A 17,964-nucleotide genomic window follows, 5' to 3' on the forward strand; every position below is an offset into this window, starting at 1 on the left:
TTTATTAAAACTTATTGAACTTGCTGTGATCTAGGTGCTAATTGGTGGGAAGTGCCAGCTTGAGGGGCCAAAAGGTGCCAGATTTCCAAAAAACTGGTTGGCACTTTTCTCCCACGTGTATTGAAGGGCAAATGCGCGGCAGGCGTCAGGATCTATGGTAAGGGCCTTCTGGGCAGCCCGAGCCAGATCTTCATCCAACACCCCTACATCGGAGTTGCCGATAACATCCAGTGGCCCTGTCACTGGGTAGGCGGCAACGGGAACGCCTGAGGCTAAGGCCTCCAGCAGGACCAAGCCAAATGTATCTGTTCGGCTTGGGAAAACAAAAACATCTGCGGATGCATAATGTGCTGCCAGATCTTCCCCTTCCTTCATTCCCAGAAAATAGACTTTGGGGTATTTGACTTCCAGTTGCGCGCGTTGAGGCCCGTCACCAACGACGACTTTGCTACCGGGTAGGTCGAGATCTAGGAAGGCTTCAATGTTTTTCTCAATTGCCATTCGTCCCACATACATGAAGATCGGGCGCGGCAAATCTTCCATTAGTTTTTCTCTTGGGTGGAAGAGATCCGTATCAATGCCACGTGACCAGCGTTTTATATTTTGAAAGCCTCTGGATTTAAGCGAATCCTCCAAGGTTTGTGTTGCGACCATCAAGCATTTGGAAGGTTTATGAAACCATTTTAAAAACGCATAGCCGACAGATAAGGGGAGCCTCGTGCGCGCCTTGACATATTCCGCAAAAAGCGTGTGAAAGGCGGTCGTAAAGGGTATGTCATTCTTCACGCAATAGCGCCTCGCCGCCATACCCAAGGGACCTTCTGTAGCAATATGAATAGCACTAGGTCGGGCAGCTTCAATCATCTTGCCAACCTTTTTGCCTATGAAAAGGCTCAGGCGGATTTCTGGATAGGTCGGGCAAGGAATGGTGCGAAATAGGTTGGGGGTAATCGTTATGATCTCGTGCCCCTGTTTTTCCAGTTCTGATTTCAGTTGAGTCAGCGTCCGGACGACACCATTGATTTGAGGCGCCCAAGCGTCAGAGACGATGATGCAACGCATTCTTTTTCCTGTTCTTTTGAAGATGTAATTTTCTGAAATGTCGGAGAGACCCAGTGGAGGATTTCAAGTCGTCCATCGTGGTGCTCAACCAGAGCAGAGCAGCTCTCTACCCAATCGCCGTCATTGCAATATAGGATCCCGTCAATATCTCGGATTTCCGGGTGATGAATATGACCACAGATGACTCCATCCACACCTTTGTCACGGGCGACATCTGCAAGTGCATTTTCAAAGTCAGCGATAAACTGAACAGCGTTTTTCACTTTCAATTTTAAATAGGCGGAAAGGGACCAATAGGGATAGCCGAGTTTTTCACGGACTGCGTTGACAATATCGTTCAGCTTCAAGCAGAGGCCGTAAGCCCAGTCACCGAGGAGCGCAAGCCACTTGGCATATTTGACGACAACATCAAATTCATCCCCATGCAGAATGAGGAACTTCTTCCCATCCTCAGTTTCGTGAACCATTTCCCGGGCGACTTTGATATCCCCGAAATCATGTTCCACATAAGCGCGGGCAAAGGCATCGTGATTGCCGGGTATGAAGTAAACTTGCGTGCCTTTTCTGGCTTTGCGCAGAATTTTCTGGACCACGTCATTATGCGCCTGTGGCCAGTACCAGTTCCGCCTCAACGACCAGCCATCAATAATATCGCCAACCAGATAGAGTTTTTCGCTTTCGGTATTTTTGAGGAAATCCAAGAGAAAGGCGGCTTTACAACCGGGTGTGCCCAGATGGATATCGGAAATCCAGATGCTCTTGAACTTGCGTGGTGCCGGTAAAGCGTTCATGAATTCCCCGACTACTGCTCTCTAATATCGACTTTCACGGAACCGTCATCAAAAAGTTGAATTCCGGTAACGAACTTTCACGAGGATTCTTTATTAGATAGACTGCAATTAAATGACCGCTAAGTGATGTTTTTGTGGCGAAAGGAAGTCGGATAGGTGACACGAAGATCCAATCTACTGGTCATTCATAACCCTGCATCGGGTGCAAAAAACGAACGCCGTTTTGCCAAAGCTGTAAATCTGCTTGTTAGTCAGGGATGTTCGTTGGATATCAAGAAAACAACCGGCCCGGGCCATGCGGAAGAACTGGCACATTTCGCAGGTAAGCAACCAGACGCACCTGAAGCTGTTATTGTCGCAGGCGGGGATGGAACCCTCGCCGAAGTGGCGCAAGGATTAAGAGGAAGTGATCTTCCCATGGGGGTTATTCCCCTTGGCACCGCCAATGTGTTTGCCCAGGAAATTGGGGTTGCCAACAATTACCGCAAGGTCGCAGAAGTTATCCAAAAGGGGCGTCAAGTTCAGATTTATCCCGGATATGCGGACGGGCGGCGATTTCTTCTGATGATAGGGTGTGGTTACGATAGCCACGCTGTGGCTGCACTTAATCCTTTGGAAAAGAAAAAATGGGGGGCCGCGGCTTATCTGTTTGCAGCACTTCGGGTGCGTCGTCAGTTTAAAAATTTCCAAGTGCAACTGGACCATGACGGAAAAATCCACACTGGTGCCAGTATTATAGTCTCCCGTGCGAAGCACTATGGGGGGCCATTTAATGCCTTTCCAAAGGCAGATTTGGAGCAGCGCGCGTTTGAAATTCTGATTATGAACAACGCAGGTTTTTGGGCGGCAACCAAATACGGGCTGGGGTTGCTCTTGGGATCAATTGAAAGCTTTGGGGCGGATCGAATGACAGTGACAGGTTCCCTGAGGCTAACTAGTGATTTCCCTTCTAATTTTCAAATGGACGGCGATGGGTTTGAGAAAAAAGTTGTAGAAATTGAGCTTGATACATTGCCACTTCAGATTCTGAAGCCCTGAAACTTATTCTGTCCCATTGGTCAGAACCGGTGTAATGTGAGGTTCAATTCTTCAGGTGGATTAATGCAACCTTCCTACACTCACCGCGCTGCAAGCCTGCGAATGCAAGGCTATTACACAGCATTTTTCGCTGTATATGGTATCGCTATCCCGCTCTGGCCCCGTTGGCTGGAAGGGGAGGTGACCCTGCAATATGTGGGCTTTGTGCTGGGTGTGTCCTATTGGTTGAAACTTGTAATCGTTCCCATAACAGCCTGGATAGCTGATGCCATTGGTGACAGGCGTCAGGTCATGATTGCTTTGGCAGTGATGTTGTTTGTGTTGTTGGCGATGATGCCTTTTTTTGAAGGCTGGATTGCCTTTGCGGTTCTTTGGGGGCTTGGCGGCGCCATGCTTTCAACCGGTATTCCCTTGTCTGATGGGCTGACCATGCGCTTGGGCCAGCTTTTGGGTGTGGATTTTGGCAAGGTTAGAAGCTGGGGATCTTTTAGTTTTATGGCAAGCGCCCTTGCTGTTGGCGCCCTTGCGGATCAATTTGGGGATCAGGTTATATACTGGGCCATGGTCGTGACATCCGTGTTGTTGATTATCGCTGCTATTGCTGCTCCGAAAGTGCATACGGAGCCACTTAACGATAAAACGCCCTTGTTTGAGCCGCTTAAACTGCCGAATTTCCCGTTGTTTTTGGTAACGGTGTCTTTGTTGTTGTCGACGCATGCCGCGCTTTATGGTTTTAGTGCGATTTATTGGAAATCCCTTGGCTATAGCAATCTGACCATCACACTTCTGTGGATGGCAGGGGTTGTTGCAGAAATTGCCATGTTCTCAATTTCAAGCCGGATTATTGATCGTTTTGGCGCTATGCCCATGATAATTGTTGCGGCCGTGGGTGGGGTCGTACGTTGGATGCTATTGTCATATGCGACAGAACTGCCTTTGATTGTAATCGGTCAGGCTCTGCACGCTTTTACTTTTGCCCTGCTTTATATGTCTTTAATCGCCTATATGAGCAAGCGTGTTCCACCTGCCATTTCGGCTTCTGCACAGGGGCTTTATGACAGCCTTTCCATGGGGGTGTTCTTTGGTGTCCTGACCATGGCCGCCGGTGCCCTTTATGAGATGGATCCAGCCTACAGTTTCTTATTGATGGCGGGGTGTTCCTTTGTTGGAGGTGGCCTTGCGGTGTTGCTGTTGGCGAAGGTGAGGCGATATGAGCGACGAGAGCTTGATCTTTCTGAAAGCTGAACAAAATAACCAGTTTTCAGGAGAACATGTTTTTCTTGTATTCTTTCAAAGTTCCGCTGCTTAAAAAGCGTACCTTGTTACCTTCAAAAATGGCGGCGGTGATCCGTCCTTTTTGCTTGTAACTGCCTGTATCAATCCCGATGCGATGGGGTTTAATCTCAGGGCGCATTCTTGGCGTTATGCTGTGCCCGTGGACCACCAGATATTTCTTCTCAGACCCCTGCCAATTCAGGAAGGGCCCACGGATCCAATGAATATCTTCTACCCGCTGATCTTTCAGTTTGCGATCAAAATTAATGCCCGCATGCACAAAAACGAGAGGGCCAATTCTCTCAAGTTGATCCAGGTTCTTTAAAAACTGCAGATGTTTTTTAGGGAAGTTTGCCCGGAACATTTTGAGTTGAGTTTTTAGACTGGCCCCTTCAGGGATCTCTACGCCTGCATAGCTCAAATAGCTCTCAACGGTCTCTTTTCCTCCGTTACGCCACCAGACTTCCTCGCGCGTTCCGGATTGCTCAAGAGCCTCCAGCGTCAATGTTTCGTGATTTCCTTGAAGAAAGAAGGCTTCTTGGCCGGTTTTCTTTGCTTCTTTCTTCCGCTTAATAAGTTTGTCGATGATATAGGGGGAATGAGGGCCTCGATCCACATAATCCCCTAAAAACAGCAGGGTTTCTTTTTCTATAGGATTGTCAGCCCGGTACTTGTCGACAAGGGACATGAGCTCCTTAAAGCGCCTCTTCTGACCATGGATATCTCCAATCGCAATAACGCGTTCTCCCTTTGCAAGAGAGACCCTGAGTTTCTTTTTTGGAAAAAGGCCAAACATAGTTCGCTTGTCGTTGTTTTTCGATTCCATGTCAACAGGACGATGAAAATGAGTGTTGCGGGATTTCATCATTGATGCCCGGCGGTCATTCTTCTGCTTGAAATGACTCTGTAACGGGATATTTACGTGCTAGTGCAAGTATTTGGGTATTGATCCTATGGGAGTTGGGCGTGAAGAAGGATGAAGTGAAGGATAAGCAGGTTAAAAAGGTTACTGCCCCCGGCACAGCCAAAGTCCTGTATCGCAGACTTATTCGCGACTATGTCTCCCATTACAAAGGGCGACTGACATTCGCAATTCTGTTCATGTTGGTGAGCGCCTTTACCACCACGGCAACCGCCTACCTTATGAAACCCATCGTGGATGAAGTGTTCTTCGAAAAAGATCAGCAGGTTATTTACTATACAGTGATTGCAATTGCGGTGATCTTCTCGTTACGAGGTATGGCAACATTTGGTCAATCCATTTGTATGAGCTGGATCGGTAATCGCGTGGTAGCGGATATTCAAAGGGATCTTTTTAAGAAACTTATTATTGCGGACCTTGCCTGGTTAAATGACAATTCAACAGGCCAGCTCATCTCCCGCTTTGTGTATGACACAAATTTGCTTCGGGCAGGTGCAACAACCTTTCTCGTTGTTATGACGAAGGACACACTAACCGCAGTGTTTCTAATCGGATCCCTGTTTTATTATGACTGGCAAATGGCACTTCTTGTATTAATTGCATTGCCGCCAGGAGCGATAGCCATTCGTCAATTGGGGAAAAGAGCACGCAAAGCGTCAACTCACGTGCTGGATCAAACTGCAAATTTCAGTACGTTTCTGGAAGAAACCTTTAATGGAATACGTGTGATCAAATCCTACAACAAGGAAAATGACACGCGCGTTGCAGGCGATGCAGAGATATACCGGCGGTTTAAACTCCAACACAAAGCTATGCGTATCCAGGTGACAAGTACCCCGGTTGTTGAAACGCTTTCTGGCGCGATGATCGCCGGTGTCATTCTTTATGGTGCCAACAGTGTGGCAACAGGTGACACAACACCGGGTACATTCTTTGCGTTTATCACTGCCGTCATGTTGGCGTATCAGCCGATTAAAAGTGTGGCGAAAATTGCACCGCAAATGCAGAATTCGATGGCCGCTGCCGACCGAATTTTCTCTATCCTTGATGTCACCCACAACATTGTCGAAAAGCCTGGGGCCGCTCCGTTGGAGCTGCACGAAGGGCGTTTAGAATTTGATCATGTGTCCTTTTCCTATGATGACCGGGATGAAAAGGTTCTAAAAAGTATTAGCCTGACAGTGGAGCCCGGCCAGAGAGTCGCACTGGTAGGGCCATCCGGCGGCGGTAAGTCAACCATTCTGAACCTGCTCCCTCGTTTCTATGATGTGACCGATGGAGAAATTAGGGTTGATAATCAGAACATTCAGGACGTGACGATCCAGTCTTTGCGCGATCAGTTCTCATTGGTGAGCCAGGATATATTCCTTTTTGACGACAGTATTCGCGCCAATATTATGTATGGACGGGAAAAGGCTAGCGAAGAAGATATGATGGAAGCGGCAAGATCTGCTGCGATCCATGATTTTATATGCTCTTTGCCAGAAGGATACGACACAAGAGTGGGGAATGATGGAGTGCGGTTGTCTGGCGGACAGCGTCAACGTATTGCCATTGCTCGCGCCATCTTAAAAGATGCGCCCATCCTATTGCTTGATGAGGCGACATCCGCTCTTGATACAGAGGCTGAAAGAAAAGTTCAGCTGGCGCTGTCCCATTTGATGAAGGGGCGGACCTCCATGGTGATCGCCCACCGCCTGTCCACAATTCTGGATGCAGATGTTATTTATGTTATTGATGCCGGTGAAGTTGTGGAGGCGGGTAAGCATAGTGACTTGCTCTCCAAAAACGGGGTGTATGCGGATCTCTACAACAATCAGTTCAAACTGGAAAACAACGTTACCAGTTTGACCGAAATTACGAAGAGCAAGTGACAGAGAGAAATCCTGTGATGACCCAGATTTGGATGGTTCGCCATGCACCGGTGGACCTTCCCTATATATATGGGCAGATGGATGTTGATGCTAACTTTGACAATGCCTCAGCGTTTGAATTCATGGAAAGCCATTTGCCGAAAGATGCGACAGTATATAGCAGTGATTTGTCACGTTGCCTTAAAACCGCTGAGCGGGCCGGATTTACTGGGGTTATCTCATCCGAGAACTTAAGAGAGCAGCATTTCGGAGAATGGCAGGGCATGACCTATGATGAAGCCATAGACCATGATGACGAGTTCTATTGGCAGTTTTGGGACAAACCTGTTGAAACCAAACTGCCGGGCGGGGAAAGCCTTCAAGACGTTTCAGAAAGGGTATGGAGTTTTCTAAGAAACATTCTTGAAGAGCAACCCGACCATGAGAATATAGTTCTGTTTAGTCACGCCGGTGTCATCCGCACCATATTGGCAGGGGTTCTGTCGGTTCCGCTTTCGGCAAGTTTGAAATTCAAAGTTGATCCACTTTCGGTCAGTCAGGTGTCATGTTACCGAACGGCGGATCAACTGGAATTTGATGTTGGGTTTGTAAACCGATCAGACGCGCTGACCTAATCTTTGTCGCTAACACCAGCCTCGCCAAAGCTGGCCATTCCGGTATGTGTCGCGATGGCGCTCTGGACAATGCCGAGGGCAACTGCGGCGCCGGAACCTTCACCTAGTCTCATATCCAGAGACAAAATTGGGGATTTGCCAAAACGGTTCAGCAATTTGACATGGCCAGGCTCCGCAGAGGCGTGACCAACAATACAATGATCAAGGAACTGATTGTTGACCAGGAAAAGCGGAAGCATGGCGGCGGAGGCGACATATCCATCCAGAATTACCGGTATGTTTTTGAACCGAGCTGCCAGCACGGCACCGGCCATAGCTGCGAGCTCTCTTCCGCCCAGATGTTGAAACACCTGAAGCGGATCCTCCAAAATGGCGGCATGTTTTGCCAAAGCCTCATCAATGACAGTGGCTTTATGGTTGACGCCTTCTTGTGAAACACCTGTGCCGGGGCCGGCCCATTCTGTGCCGCCACCTTCTAGCAGAGCCGCGCATATGGTGGCGGCTACAGTGGTATTCCCAATACCCATTTCCCCAACGATCAGAAAATCAGCCTCCTCTGCGACTTTATTCCAGCCACTGTTAAAGGCTGAGACAAATTCCTGCTCGTCCATCGCAGGAGCTTCTGTGAAATCTTTTGTCGGGGTGTCTAAATCAAGCGGTGTTACTGAAAAAATAGCCCCATACTGATTGGCCAGTTGGTTGATGGCGGCTCCGCCAGCTTCGAAATTGGCAACCATCTGAACGGTGACTTCAGGTGGGAAGGCGGAAACGCCTTTGGCACAAACGCCATGGTTCCCCGCAAAAACAGCTATTTGTGGTTTGTTGAAAACAGGTGGATGTCTACGTTGCCACCCGGCCGCCCAGACGGCAATTTCTTCCAACTTCCCAAGAGAGCCAGCAGGTTTAGTGAGTACCGCATCACGTGCGAGTGCTTTATCAGTCGCGCTCATGTCGGCGGAAGGAAGGTTGGAAAGTTTCTGGCGTATATCCGCCAGTGAGGTCAAAGTCATCAATCTACATCCACAAAATTCAACATTGAGCGCTGATTTTATCTTCTGTTTTTTGAAAGGCAATCACAGCTTTGTGACAGAAGCTGAATAGCCTGAGCTTGCGCATTACAGTTTTTTCAATATTATATGGAACGATCATTCCAAATAAGGAGTAAGATGCAGTGTATTCGGAGAAAATCAAGGCCGGAGCGGCGTTTCCGGAATTTACAGTCCCCCTGGTTGAGGGAGGCGAAATTAAGGTTGGTGGTTCTAATGATGAGGGTCGTTGGAAACTGGTTGTAATCTATCGTGGGTTGCATTGCCCCCTTTGCGCCCAGTATCTTGAGAAATTACAATCGCTAAAAGAGGATTTTCTCATTCAAGAAACCGATATTATTGCGATTTCCGGCGATGGACTGGAAAAGGCAAAATCGCAAGTTGCAAAAGGTTCATTAGAAATACCAATAGGTTATGATTTGCCTATATCCGTCATGGAAAAACTTGGGCTGTATATCTCCAATCCAAGGTCTCCTGAAGAAACAGACAGGCCATTCCCTGAGCCTGGCCTTTTCTTGATCAGACCAGACGGAAATGTGCAGATCGTGGACATATCCAACGCACCTTTCTCAAGGCCAGATCTTGCGATGATTTTGCGTGGAAGTACTTTTGCTAGAGAGAAAAACTATCCGATCCGTGGAACCTACAGCTAATTGTTTGTGATAAAATTGTTACATCTTTTTTGGTTGAATTGAGGGCCACAGAAATTTCTCGAGAACACAATTAAGGGATGTGATAGAAAATCGCTCAGACAAGTATTATGTTTGTTTGGAGCGAATCAAACGACGATCAATGCTTTAGTGGCGCGGGATGAGGGTTGATCTCAACTTTTCATGCTTTCCGGGCCACATTTTGTTGTGAAAATTCCAAATTCGCTTTCGGCAATAAAAAAGTAACAAAAGATGTTTCAAATACAACATCTTAGAACTAGTACATTGTGAGGGGTAACCCATTCGAATCCAACCAGTGCGAGGTTATTTTGTGGGATTTGAACGGGTTCTGAATTTTATGCTGGTCAATTTTGTTGGCTGGTGAAAGAATTAACACCAAAGTGTTGATTGCTAAGTTGGGGACTGGGCAATATGCAAGAGGAAAATGCTGTACAGTCGACTGTGGAGACACGTGACGGCATAGAGTGCAAGGTTAAGTGGTTCAATACAGCGAAGGGGTTCGGTTTTGTAGAACCAACTGACGGATCTGGAGATGCGTTCGTTCATATTTCTGTTTTGCAAGGCGAAGGTCTGCAAGGCTTGCCTGAAGGCGCGCCTATTGTTTGTGATTTAACCGCTGGTGTCCGCGGGCAGCAGGTATTGCGCATTGTTACACTGGGCCCGGCGCCAGTCCTTGATCAAAGGGACGGGGATACAGAACTGATTGAAGGCACTGTTAAATTCTTTAATTCTGAAAAGGGCTTTGGTTTCGTTACACCTGACGATGAAAGCCGCGATATCTTTGTTCACATGAAAGCGTTGGAGCGTTCAGGGTTGGGAATGCTGGAGACTGCACAACGGGTTCGTTTGAACGTGAAAAGTGGTGAAAAAGGCCCATTGGCTGAAGGTGTTGAGCTGCTTTAAAAACAGACGCGAATTGATGTGTTGCATTAAACCTGTCATTCTTGTGGCAGGTTTTTTTGTGTCTAAAGCTACTGAAATCTTGCAAATCCAGACGTTGGAAGGCACCCTAATGTCAATGGAGATGGAAGCGTCGCCTTTATAAAAACAAAAACAAAAATGAGGAGAAGATCAATGTCAGGCATCCTGGAGGGGATTCGCGTTCTCGATTTCGGCCGTTATATAGCTGGACCTTACTGTGCCACCATTCTGGGGCAGCTCGGGGCTGAAGTTATCCGTATTGAGAAGCTGGACGGTAGTGAAGATCGTTTCACGACACCAGTGATTGAAAGTGGTGATGGTGGCATGTTCATGCAGATTGGACATGGAAAGAAAGGCCTTACCCTTAATCCAATGAAGCCGGAAGGCCGAGAAGTGGTGAAACGACTGGTGAAAACCGCAGATGTTGTGGTCGCTAACCTGCCGCAAGAGACGTTAGCTGCGATGGGGCTTGATTATGAAAGCCTGAAAGCCATCAAAGAAGACATTATCCTGACGCACCAATCAGCTTTTGGAGACAAAGGCCCGTATAAAAACCGTGTTGGATTTGACGGTATTGGTCAGGCGATGTCGGGCGCCATGTATATGTCAGGCGATGAAAATGGCCCTCGTAAACTGGCGGCACCATGGGTGGATTTCTCGACAGCCATGGCAGGGTGTATTGGTACGCTCGCGGCAATTATTCATCGTCAGAAAACGGGAGAAGGGCAGATTGTCACGGGCTCTCTGTTTGGCTCCTCCGCCCTCATTGCCAGCGTTACCATGATTGAGCAGGATCTTTTGAAACTCGATCGTGTTGGGACGGCAAACCGGGGGCAGAATGGCGGCCCTTCAGATACATATAAAACTAAAGACGGATGGATCTTGGTTCAGGTAATCGGGCGGCCTTTATTTGAGCGTTGGGCCAAGCTGATGGGAGAAGATCACTGGCTTGAAGATCCACGCTTTGATAGCGATCAAGACCGCGGAGATCATGGTCAGATCCTTTCAGAACGTATGGGCAAATGGTGTGCGGAGAGAACCAATAGTGAAGCGATCGCAGAATTGGAAGCGGCTCGATTGCCATGTGGTCCAGTTTATTCTCCACAGGAGCTGAGAGATGACCCACATCTTGCGGCCATGGGCCTGATTAATGAAATGGAATATCCGGGACTTGAAGGGAAAGCACCTATTGTGGATTTCCCTGTGAAAATGTCCAAGGCAGATATCTCAGTCAAGCACCGGGCGCCAACGCTTGGTGAACATACTGACGAGTTGATGCAGGAGCTTGGATATTCAGCAGAAGAAGTTGCTGAACTAAGAGAAAAGCGGGTCGTTTAACGCACCGGCAAATGCGCTTCCTGTTCCTGTTGGGTCAAGGACGTCCAATGGGACAGGAAGTTTCGGCACCATTTATCCATTTCACCGTCATGTTTGAAGCGATCAGCAAGCTGTTCTTCAGCGGATTGGGCGCCCGGCTCGACGAGCATATGTGCCGCTTTTCGAAGCCATTTTCGGCTCATTGCTTCGGTGACTTCCGGATGAAACTGGATACCGTAGGCTGTTTTTCCATAGCGATAGGCCTGATTGGGAAAAGCCGCGCCGCGAGCGAGTAATACACTGCCTCTTGGTAAATCAAACCCTTCCTTGTGCCATTGATAGGCATGCAGATCTCGGGCGAAATAGTCGGCCCCCTGATCCGTTGGTTGGACGAGGTGATAGCCGATTTCCATCTGTCCCTCAGGGTGGAGATTGACACCCGCCCCCAGGACACGAGCCATGATCTGGGCGCCGAGGCAAATACCAAAGAAAGGAACTTCTTCCCTTAATACCCTTTCCACATATTTGGCTTCATCCCTGATGAAACTCTCATGATCATCATTAGCGCTCATAGGGCCACCAAAGATAACCGCACCTGCATGTTCGCGAACATCATGAGGGAGAGAGTGCCCTATTGCAGGTATGCGAATATCCAGTTGATAGCCAAGAGTGCGCAAAACTTCGCCTACGCGTCCCGGATCGGATCCCGCCTGATGCAATATCAGTAATATCTTCTTGTTGGGCACTTTACTCTCCACTCATCCATCTTGACTTAGCTTACATTGCGCTAATGCCGCCATCCAGCACCAACTCCGCCCCCGTCATAAAGCGGGATTCGTCAGACGCCAGATATAACACACCATAGGCAATGTCATTAGGTTCCCCCAGATGCCCAATGGGGATTTGGCGCGCCAATTTGGCTTCCCCATTTTCCGGACCTACCTTTGCGAACATGGCCTCCAGAATAGGGGTGCGTACAAATGTGGGGTGGACGGAGTTGCTGCGAATGCCATTTTTCTTCTTAGCGCAATGAAGCGCAACAGATTTGCTTAAATGCCGAACACCCGCTTTCGCAGAGTTGTAGGCAGCCATATTGTGTCCCGCAATGATACCGGCGATAGAAGAAATGTTAACAATAGACCCGAGTCCTTCGGTTTCTTCCATATAGGAAATGGCATACTTACACCCAAGAAACACACTATCGAGATCGATGGAATGAACCCGTTTCCAGGTGTCGAAATCCGTGCTTTCTACATCAGATCCATCACCAATGCCGGCATTATTCACCAGAATATTCAGGCCACCGAATGTTTCTTTTGTCTGGCGAAGAACTTCTTGCCAGCCTTCCTCGCTTGTTACATCCTGCTTAAGAGCAATAGCATTGTCACCAATGAGTTTGACTGTTTCCTCTACGCCTTCAACATTGATGTCCGTGGCAACCACTTTTGCGCCCTCCTTTGCAAGAAGGATGGAAATGGCGCGGCCCAATCCACTACCGGCACCGGTCACCAATGCTACTTTCCCGTCTACGCGTCCCATTATTCTCTCCGTTTTTATTATTGGTACCTTTTGGTACTGTCATTATGTTTTTTTGTTATCCATTTATTGTGATGGTTGGATCAGAGACAATATGAGGGTAAAAGGATACGCTGTCATCCCTTAGAAAGGTTATTTGTCCGTGGATCACATCAATAGCAGTACCCAGAAATATGAATTGCCTTGGTGGATCTGGATTCTGCCAGCCCCTTTATTTGTAGGGTTTCAGATTGCGGTCAGAGGATATTCGCCGGAACTGGCAAGGGCATTGCTGGCCGGAGAAGGGGGATGGTACGAAAACCTAACGGTTATTATTCTGTTTCCTGCTATATATTTCGCCGTGAGGCTCGTTCTTGATCATAAAAAACTACCTGCCCGCTGGCTCAGTTGCTGGTACGCATTGCTTGGTCTTGCCTGTGTATATTTCGCAGGGGAAGAAGCGAGTTGGGGGCAGCATTGGTTTGGCTGGGAAACACCTGAATGGTTCGGCGAGAGGAATGATCAGGGGGAGACAAATTTTCACAATATGTCGTCTTGGTTTGACCAAAAACCACGCCTGATTGTTGAGTTGTCTGCGATATTTGCAGGCGTCATTTTCCCAATATATCGCCGCCGCAAAAAGATCATCTATAAAGTAAACCAATGGCAGTCATATTTTTGGCCAGCCTGGGTGTGCCTTCCTGTGTCCCTGGTGGTAGGTATTATTAAATTGCCCGATCGGATCATTGGAACCCACAATATTCCTTACCCGTTCAATATTGGTGTCAGTGAAACTCAGGAATTGTATGTGGCGATTGGGTTTTTAATCTATCTTGCATCCGTTTGGGTCCGCCACAAAAGAGGCATGGATAACCGCTGATTTAAGCGGTTAATGATGGACAGCAAGGTCAACGAAAGTTATACCATGAACTCGGCCGCAGCTTCGGGGTTGCGGTAATTTTGGTATGAGACACGGCAAATGCTTGAAAGAGGCAAAGGATGAGCTGGACGGAAGAGCGTATTGAAACCCTGAAAAAGCTGTGGGGTTCCGGTAAAACAGCAGCCGAGATCGCAGAAGAACTGGGGGGCGTGACCAGAAATGCGGTGATCGGTAAGGCAAACCGTCTTGGTCTTTCCAACAAATCCTCCACTACGGCCGCACCAAAGCAGAAGAAGAAAAAGGTGCCCGCTCACAAAGCCTGCCAGTGGCCAATTGGTCATCCGGGAGAGGCTGGGTTTCATTTCTGTGAAGATGAATCTGTTCCTGGTAAGCCTTACTGCCTGAAACACTGCAATATGGCTTACCAGTCACGCGATAACAGCTAGCATCAATTTATGAGAAAGCCTCTCAGGTCTTTCTCGTTTTGATATTGGTAATTCAGATAACGGCCGAGTGGTTCTCCTTCAATGACCATCCGGCCTTTTTTGTCTCTATTATATAGCAGACCGATCTGCTCAGCTTTTAAGGCTCGCCCCAGATTGTCTTTACTGATGATTTTCGCGCCGTGGTATGTGAACTCGGTTTTCTCATCTCCGGAGACGCGGGTCCAGCCGATCAGGCGGTTTTTCTCATCATATCTGAAGCTGTCTTTCCAATCCCGTTTAACAAAGAGCTGGGGGTCGCTGTAGCTCCCGGCAGGTTCTCTATGATCAATTGAGAGCAAATTGCCGCTCGGGTCATATACCCGTTCCTGATACGGCGGGTAATAGAAGTTTAAAATCGCTGGCGCAGATACTTCCTTGCCATTATCAGCGAAAACGGCAATCTCAACCCGCCCTGAATAGTGGCCTTTAATGGTCAGATCTTTCCGGGTGTGCCACTGAACCTTGATTTCTGCCTTGGCGCCATCGTCTTCACTATTGATGGATATCTTCTCTGGATTTCCGCGTAATATCACCCATCTAAAAGTCACATCCCCTTTTTGATCAGAGCGGGATGCAGTCGTTTCAATATTGATCGTTTTTTCAAACGCACTGCTTCGGATCACCCGGGAAAGAGAAGAGGGCGTTGTAAATAAGGGTTCCGGCATTTGACCCACGAAATTATCAATCCCGGCAATGGGTTTATTCTCTGAATTTACCTTTAACAAAGGAAGGCCTGGATAATCCCCCATGTTCAAACCGTTTGCATGTTCGATCATTTTCTCAAGCTGCAATTGGTCGGCTGCAAAAGCAATCGGATGGGCTTTTGTGCTGAAGTAATGTTCAGGTTTTTTAACGGTTTTCAGATTTTTGCGCAAAATCATCTGAACCGCGCTCATGAGCTGCCCGTCCTTGGCTAGCCTTTCCTTCACTTCAGGTTTAAACGCGGCAAGGATACTGGCGACGGCTCTTAAATAGGGTTTATCAGAGCCTGATTTTCCGATGGTTGTGATCAGAAAAGGTGTGTTCGCCGGAAGCAGATCTTCTGTATCTGAATAATCTTTTACCGCTGGATATACATATAGGTGGTTTCGCACATGCTGAAGATAAAGTTTTTGGGCGCCTCCGGGTGTCGTGTAACCAAGACGTGAATGACTGCGCCAGAAAGCGCCAGATGTAACGGCCGTGGAAGAGTTGCCAAGTGTCGGTGCATCAAACAGGATTCTGGTGTTAAAGCCGTAGTCCGTATTAAGTTTAGCCGCGACGGGGCTATAGCGAACATGTGCCAGTTGCGGATATTGCTTCTCCGTCAATTTTGAATGGTCGCGATCCCTGTTATCATAGAGATCCCCATTATTCCCGGCGGCCAATCCCCTTTGAAAAAGAGTGTTTAGTTTTTTTGCGGCGGGATCATTGAACGACTGGACTGTTGCGGGGGCCACCTTGCGATCATTGAAAACAAACTGAGACCACAGCATTTCAAATCGAGGTTCCCAGAGTGTGTTCGTGCCGTCGACCATTGCCTGTTGACTGCTCACCGTTTTGGGGACCGTTTGAGTTGCGGCTTCAGCTTTATTCTTGCTTTCTGTTTTATTCAGAAGCGCTTCCACCATCTTCTGAAAACGTGGTTCTTTCTGGATATTTGCCAGATTGGCGTCTTTAAACAGAATTTGCCGATTATCAAAACCGTTATCAATAGCCATTTGCAGGGCATCCAATGCCTCTTCTTTATGGCCTTTCACTGCTAAAACAGATGCGTATAGATACTGACTATCCATATGCCATGGGTAAGTTGCCGTAATTTTTTCAAGTGATTTCAGGGCCCCGTCAATTTGTCGGCGGGAGAGAGCTGAAATCACGCTTCTAACCCTGTCGTTTGCAGATGGCATGGCGAACAACTGCTGAGGGGACAGGTGCTGTTGTTCCTGGCCGTGAGATATCTGAGGAGAGAAAACAAGCGGAACAGCCGCAACCATCAGGCAAAGGGTTACGGCAAGTTTCTTATGTTGATGTCTCATTTAGGGATCCGGTTTCGGTTGAAAAAACGTCTCCCTAAATTCTCTACAGTTTCTCTAGGTCAAGGTCCAGTTTTTCCCCCAGCCACATTGCGTGGTGACTATGGTCATCAATGTCATTGCCTGTCTCAGGGTGAACCAAGATGGAGAGACCCGAACGGTTGAGCATCAACCAGGGGACCAGTTTGTTGAATTCACCAATTCCAAACATCACCAAGTACATTGAAGCTGTATGTGGGCCGACAGACTGGTCATGTACACGACCCAGTTTAACCGCGAATTTCTGACCTAACTCCTCACGAACTTTCAGGGCTGTTTCCTTGTTCGTTTCGGTAAAGTAGATATGGGCGTGGTAGCCCTTGATAACCGAAATTGGTTTAGACACGACTTAATACTCTCTAACAAAACAAATTATACTGCGCCCGTTTAAAACGTATCGCGAAAATCTCTTTAATCAAGAGACTTTATTTGCAAGATATAAGAAAATCTTCAAGTAAGGCGGCCCATCTCTCATATTTTGAGTGATTCGGTCAGGTAATCACCTGGCAAGTCATAGTTGTTAATAGATATGGTTAATTTCCCTTGCTGTTCACACCTGAGTGTTGCGCAGGCACACGGCTTTGGAGAAAACAGCAAAAAAAACCTCTTGAACAGTGGCTCCTGCGCTTCGTGCGTTGACATGTATGTATAAGGGGAAAATAATATATTAATGGTTTGTTAACCTTCTAAAGGGGCAATCGAACGCGAGTGCAGAGGTATAAGGGGGTGTGGCGACATTCCTGTTTTACAACTAGGGAAATTGGACATGAAAATCATGCTTAAAAGAGGCATCGCAGTATTGGCCGCCGCCACTGCTGCAACAGTTATGAGTGCTTCCATATCAAGTGCAGCGATCGTAGGTGTGAGCAATAACACAAGTTCACTTGGCGCTCAGGCGGAAATTCTGGATCCATCCACGACACCTTTCTCTGTTCTGAACGGAACAGTTGAAAATCGCGGTCAGCAGGGATTTGATGAGCAACAGAATGTGTTTCTGACAAGTGCTTTGGATGTTGATGGCGGGTCTATCGCGGCTGGAACAAGCGTAGCCAGCCACATGATCTTCTTCAACCAGAACTCACAATCAACCGCTCTTAACACCCATACCAATGTTATCTGGACATTCAGCCATAAGATTTTGGGTGTGATGTCGGATCGCAACGGTGTTTTAGAAGGTAAATCCACCGGAATTCTCGGGCATGATGACGTGACTTATCCTTCTGTTACACCGGGTGACCCGATTTTCAGTGCACGTGGTATGGAAGGTGACGACACTTATCAGATTATCGATCCATACACTTTGAGCGTCAGCATGTACCTGACACAGCCAGGTGACTGGATCCGTGTAGTAACAGCTGTTCCGCTGCCTGCGGCTCTTCCGCTTTACGGTGCTGGTATGGCGCTGCTCGGTTTTATCGGCTGGCGTAGAAAACAGAAAGCGGCGGCTGCCTAAATCTTCTAAAAAACTAACTTGGAAACGGCGCTACTTTCATAGCGCCGTT

At 47.8% G+C, this 17,964-nt stretch carries 18 protein-coding genes; 10 read left to right on the forward strand and 8 right to left on the reverse strand.

Annotation, left to right across the window (positions count from 1 at the left end):
* Window positions 1–30: 30 nt before the first annotated feature.
* Complete coding sequence (locus tag GUA87_RS05920; RefSeq protein WP_193715572.1) at window positions 31–1,062, reverse strand: glycosyltransferase family 4 protein; 1,032 nt, start codon at window positions 1,060–1,062, stop codon at window positions 31–33.
* Window positions 999–1,853, reverse strand: coding sequence for a UDP-2,3-diacylglucosamine diphosphatase (locus tag GUA87_RS05925; protein WP_193715573.1), 855 nt, complete (start codon window positions 1,851–1,853; stop codon window positions 999–1,001). The genes GUA87_RS05920 and GUA87_RS05925 overlap by 64 nt, the downstream gene beginning before the upstream one ends.
* Before the next feature lie 156 nt (window positions 1,854–2,009).
* On the opposite strand from GUA87_RS05925, the gene GUA87_RS05930 reads away from it, so the two are divergent.
* Both GUA87_RS05930 and GUA87_RS05935 read left to right on the forward strand, forming a co-directional pair.
* Entirely contained in the window at window positions 2,010–2,891 is an 882-nt protein-coding gene (locus GUA87_RS05930; protein ID WP_193715574.1) for a diacylglycerol/lipid kinase family protein, read from the forward strand.
* Between the two features lie 63 nt (window positions 2,892–2,954).
* On the forward strand, window positions 2,955–4,136 hold the full coding sequence (locus tag GUA87_RS05935; RefSeq protein WP_193715575.1) for an MFS transporter: 1,182 nt from the start codon (window positions 2,955–2,957) through the stop codon (window positions 4,134–4,136).
* Window positions 4,137–4,152: 16 nt separating this feature from the next.
* Here GUA87_RS05935 and GUA87_RS05940 read toward each other — a convergent pair whose 3' ends face one another.
* Complete coding sequence (locus tag GUA87_RS05940) at window positions 4,153–5,034, reverse strand: metallophosphoesterase family protein (protein WP_193715576.1); 882 nt, start codon at window positions 5,032–5,034, stop codon at window positions 4,153–4,155.
* A 98-nt stretch (window positions 5,035–5,132) separates the two neighbouring features.
* Between GUA87_RS05940 and GUA87_RS05945 the strand changes: the two genes are divergently transcribed.
* Together GUA87_RS05945 and GUA87_RS05950 are read left to right on the forward strand one after the other, a co-directional pair.
* Window positions 5,133–6,962, forward strand: coding sequence for an ABC transporter ATP-binding protein (locus GUA87_RS05945; RefSeq protein ID WP_193715577.1), 1,830 nt, complete (start codon window positions 5,133–5,135; stop codon window positions 6,960–6,962).
* Between the two features lie 17 nt (window positions 6,963–6,979).
* Window positions 6,980–7,576, forward strand: a complete 597-nt coding sequence (locus tag GUA87_RS05950; RefSeq protein WP_227711769.1) for a histidine phosphatase family protein — start codon at window positions 6,980–6,982, stop codon at window positions 7,574–7,576.
* On the opposite strand, the gene cobT is transcribed toward GUA87_RS05950, so the two are convergent.
* Window positions 7,573–8,586, reverse strand: a complete 1,014-nt coding sequence (gene cobT / locus GUA87_RS05955) for a nicotinate-nucleotide--dimethylbenzimidazole phosphoribosyltransferase (RefSeq protein ID WP_193715579.1) — start codon at window positions 8,584–8,586, stop codon at window positions 7,573–7,575. The two genes, GUA87_RS05950 and cobT, sit on opposite strands and share 4 nt — an antisense overlap.
* 161 nt (window positions 8,587–8,747) lie before the next feature.
* Between cobT and GUA87_RS05960 the strand changes: the two genes are divergently transcribed.
* The 3 genes from GUA87_RS05960 to GUA87_RS05970 all read left to right on the forward strand — a co-directional run bounded on the left by GUA87_RS05960 (window position 8,748) and on the right by GUA87_RS05970 (window position 11,552).
* A complete protein-coding gene (locus GUA87_RS05960; protein ID WP_321575877.1) occupies window positions 8,748–9,275 on the forward strand; it encodes a peroxiredoxin-like family protein in 528 nt (175 codons plus the stop codon).
* A gap of 429 nt (window positions 9,276–9,704) precedes the next feature.
* Complete coding sequence (locus tag GUA87_RS18325) at window positions 9,705–10,196, forward strand: cold-shock protein (protein WP_193715580.1); 492 nt, start codon at window positions 9,705–9,707, stop codon at window positions 10,194–10,196.
* 171 nt (window positions 10,197–10,367) lie between these two features.
* Window positions 10,368–11,552, forward strand: coding sequence for a CaiB/BaiF CoA transferase family protein (locus GUA87_RS05970; protein WP_193715581.1), 1,185 nt, complete (start codon window positions 10,368–10,370; stop codon window positions 11,550–11,552).
* Here the strand turns inward: GUA87_RS05970 and GUA87_RS05975 are convergent.
* Together GUA87_RS05975 and GUA87_RS05980 are read right to left on the reverse strand one after the other, a co-directional pair.
* Window positions 11,549–12,277: a glutamine amidotransferase-related protein gene (locus GUA87_RS05975; RefSeq protein ID WP_321575878.1), complete on the reverse strand. Its 729-nt coding sequence runs from the start codon at window positions 12,275–12,277 to the stop codon at window positions 11,549–11,551. The genes GUA87_RS05970 and GUA87_RS05975 overlap by 4 nt on opposite strands.
* Before the next feature lie 31 nt (window positions 12,278–12,308).
* On the reverse strand, window positions 12,309–13,070 hold the full coding sequence (locus GUA87_RS05980) for an SDR family oxidoreductase (protein WP_193715583.1): 762 nt from the start codon (window positions 13,068–13,070) through the stop codon (window positions 12,309–12,311).
* A 139-nt stretch (window positions 13,071–13,209) separates the two neighbouring features.
* Between GUA87_RS05980 and GUA87_RS05985 the strand changes: the two genes are divergently transcribed.
* Window positions 13,210–13,926, forward strand: a complete 717-nt coding sequence (locus tag GUA87_RS05985; protein ID WP_193715584.1) for a hypothetical protein — start codon at window positions 13,210–13,212, stop codon at window positions 13,924–13,926.
* 119 nt (window positions 13,927–14,045) lie between these two features.
* Window positions 14,046–14,372, forward strand: a complete 327-nt coding sequence (locus tag GUA87_RS05990) for a GcrA family cell cycle regulator (RefSeq protein WP_193715585.1) — start codon at window positions 14,046–14,048, stop codon at window positions 14,370–14,372.
* A gap of 2 nt (window positions 14,373–14,374) precedes the next feature.
* On the opposite strand, the gene GUA87_RS05995 is transcribed toward GUA87_RS05990, so the two are convergent.
* Together GUA87_RS05995 and GUA87_RS06000 are read right to left on the reverse strand one after the other, a co-directional pair.
* On the reverse strand, window positions 14,375–16,426 hold the full coding sequence (locus tag GUA87_RS05995) for a TPR end-of-group domain-containing protein (RefSeq protein ID WP_193715586.1): 2,052 nt from the start codon (window positions 16,424–16,426) through the stop codon (window positions 14,375–14,377).
* A 43-nt stretch (window positions 16,427–16,469) separates the two neighbouring features.
* A complete protein-coding gene (locus GUA87_RS06000) occupies window positions 16,470–16,808 on the reverse strand; it encodes a DOPA 4,5-dioxygenase family protein (protein ID WP_321575879.1) in 339 nt (112 codons plus the stop codon).
* Window positions 16,809–17,228: 420 nt separating this feature from the next.
* Here GUA87_RS06000 and GUA87_RS06005 point away from each other — a divergent pair, with 420 nt between their 5' ends.
* The gene (locus GUA87_RS06005; RefSeq protein WP_193715587.1) at window positions 17,229–17,915 is read left to right on the forward strand and encodes a VPLPA-CTERM sorting domain-containing protein; all 687 of its coding nucleotides are present in this window, start codon (window positions 17,229–17,231) and stop codon (window positions 17,913–17,915) included.
* Window positions 17,916–17,964: the final 49 nt, after the last annotated feature.

The sequence above is a fragment of the Sneathiella sp. P13V-1 genome (assembly GCF_015143595.1).
Lineage (GTDB): Bacteria > Pseudomonadota > Alphaproteobacteria > Sneathiellales > Sneathiellaceae > Sneathiella.

Excerpts from the sequence above, each read along its gene's own strand:
- GUA87_RS05920 (WP_193715572.1), bottom strand. The coding sequence starts at position 1,062 with ATGCGTTGCATCATCGTCTCTGACGCTTGGGCGCCTCAAATCAATGGT.
- GUA87_RS05925 (WP_193715573.1), bottom strand. The coding sequence starts at position 1,853 with ATGAACGCTTTACCGGCACCACGCAAGTTCAAGAGCATCTGGATTTCC.
- GUA87_RS05935 (WP_193715575.1), top strand. The coding sequence starts at position 2,955 with ATGCAACCTTCCTACACTCACCGCGCTGCAAGCCTGCGAATGCAAGGC.
- GUA87_RS05940 (WP_193715576.1), bottom strand. The coding sequence starts at position 5,034 with ATGATGAAATCCCGCAACACTCATTTTCATCGTCCTGTTGACATGGAA.
- GUA87_RS05950 (WP_227711769.1), top strand. The coding sequence starts at position 6,980 with ATGACCCAGATTTGGATGGTTCGCCATGCACCGGTGGACCTTCCCTAT.
- cobT (WP_193715579.1), bottom strand. The coding sequence starts at position 8,586 with ATGACTTTGACCTCACTGGCGGATATACGCCAGAAACTTTCCAACCTT.
- GUA87_RS18325 (WP_193715580.1), top strand. The coding sequence starts at position 9,705 with ATGCAAGAGGAAAATGCTGTACAGTCGACTGTGGAGACACGTGACGGC.
- GUA87_RS05970 (WP_193715581.1), top strand. The coding sequence starts at position 10,368 with ATGTCAGGCATCCTGGAGGGGATTCGCGTTCTCGATTTCGGCCGTTAT.
- GUA87_RS05980 (WP_193715583.1), bottom strand. The coding sequence starts at position 13,070 with ATGGGACGCGTAGACGGGAAAGTAGCATTGGTGACCGGTGCCGGTAGT.
- GUA87_RS05990 (WP_193715585.1), top strand. The coding sequence starts at position 14,046 with ATGAGCTGGACGGAAGAGCGTATTGAAACCCTGAAAAAGCTGTGGGGT.
- GUA87_RS05995 (WP_193715586.1), bottom strand. The coding sequence starts at position 16,426 with ATGAGACATCAACATAAGAAACTTGCCGTAACCCTTTGCCTGATGGTT.
- GUA87_RS06005 (WP_193715587.1), top strand. The coding sequence starts at position 17,229 with ATGAAAATCATGCTTAAAAGAGGCATCGCAGTATTGGCCGCCGCCACT.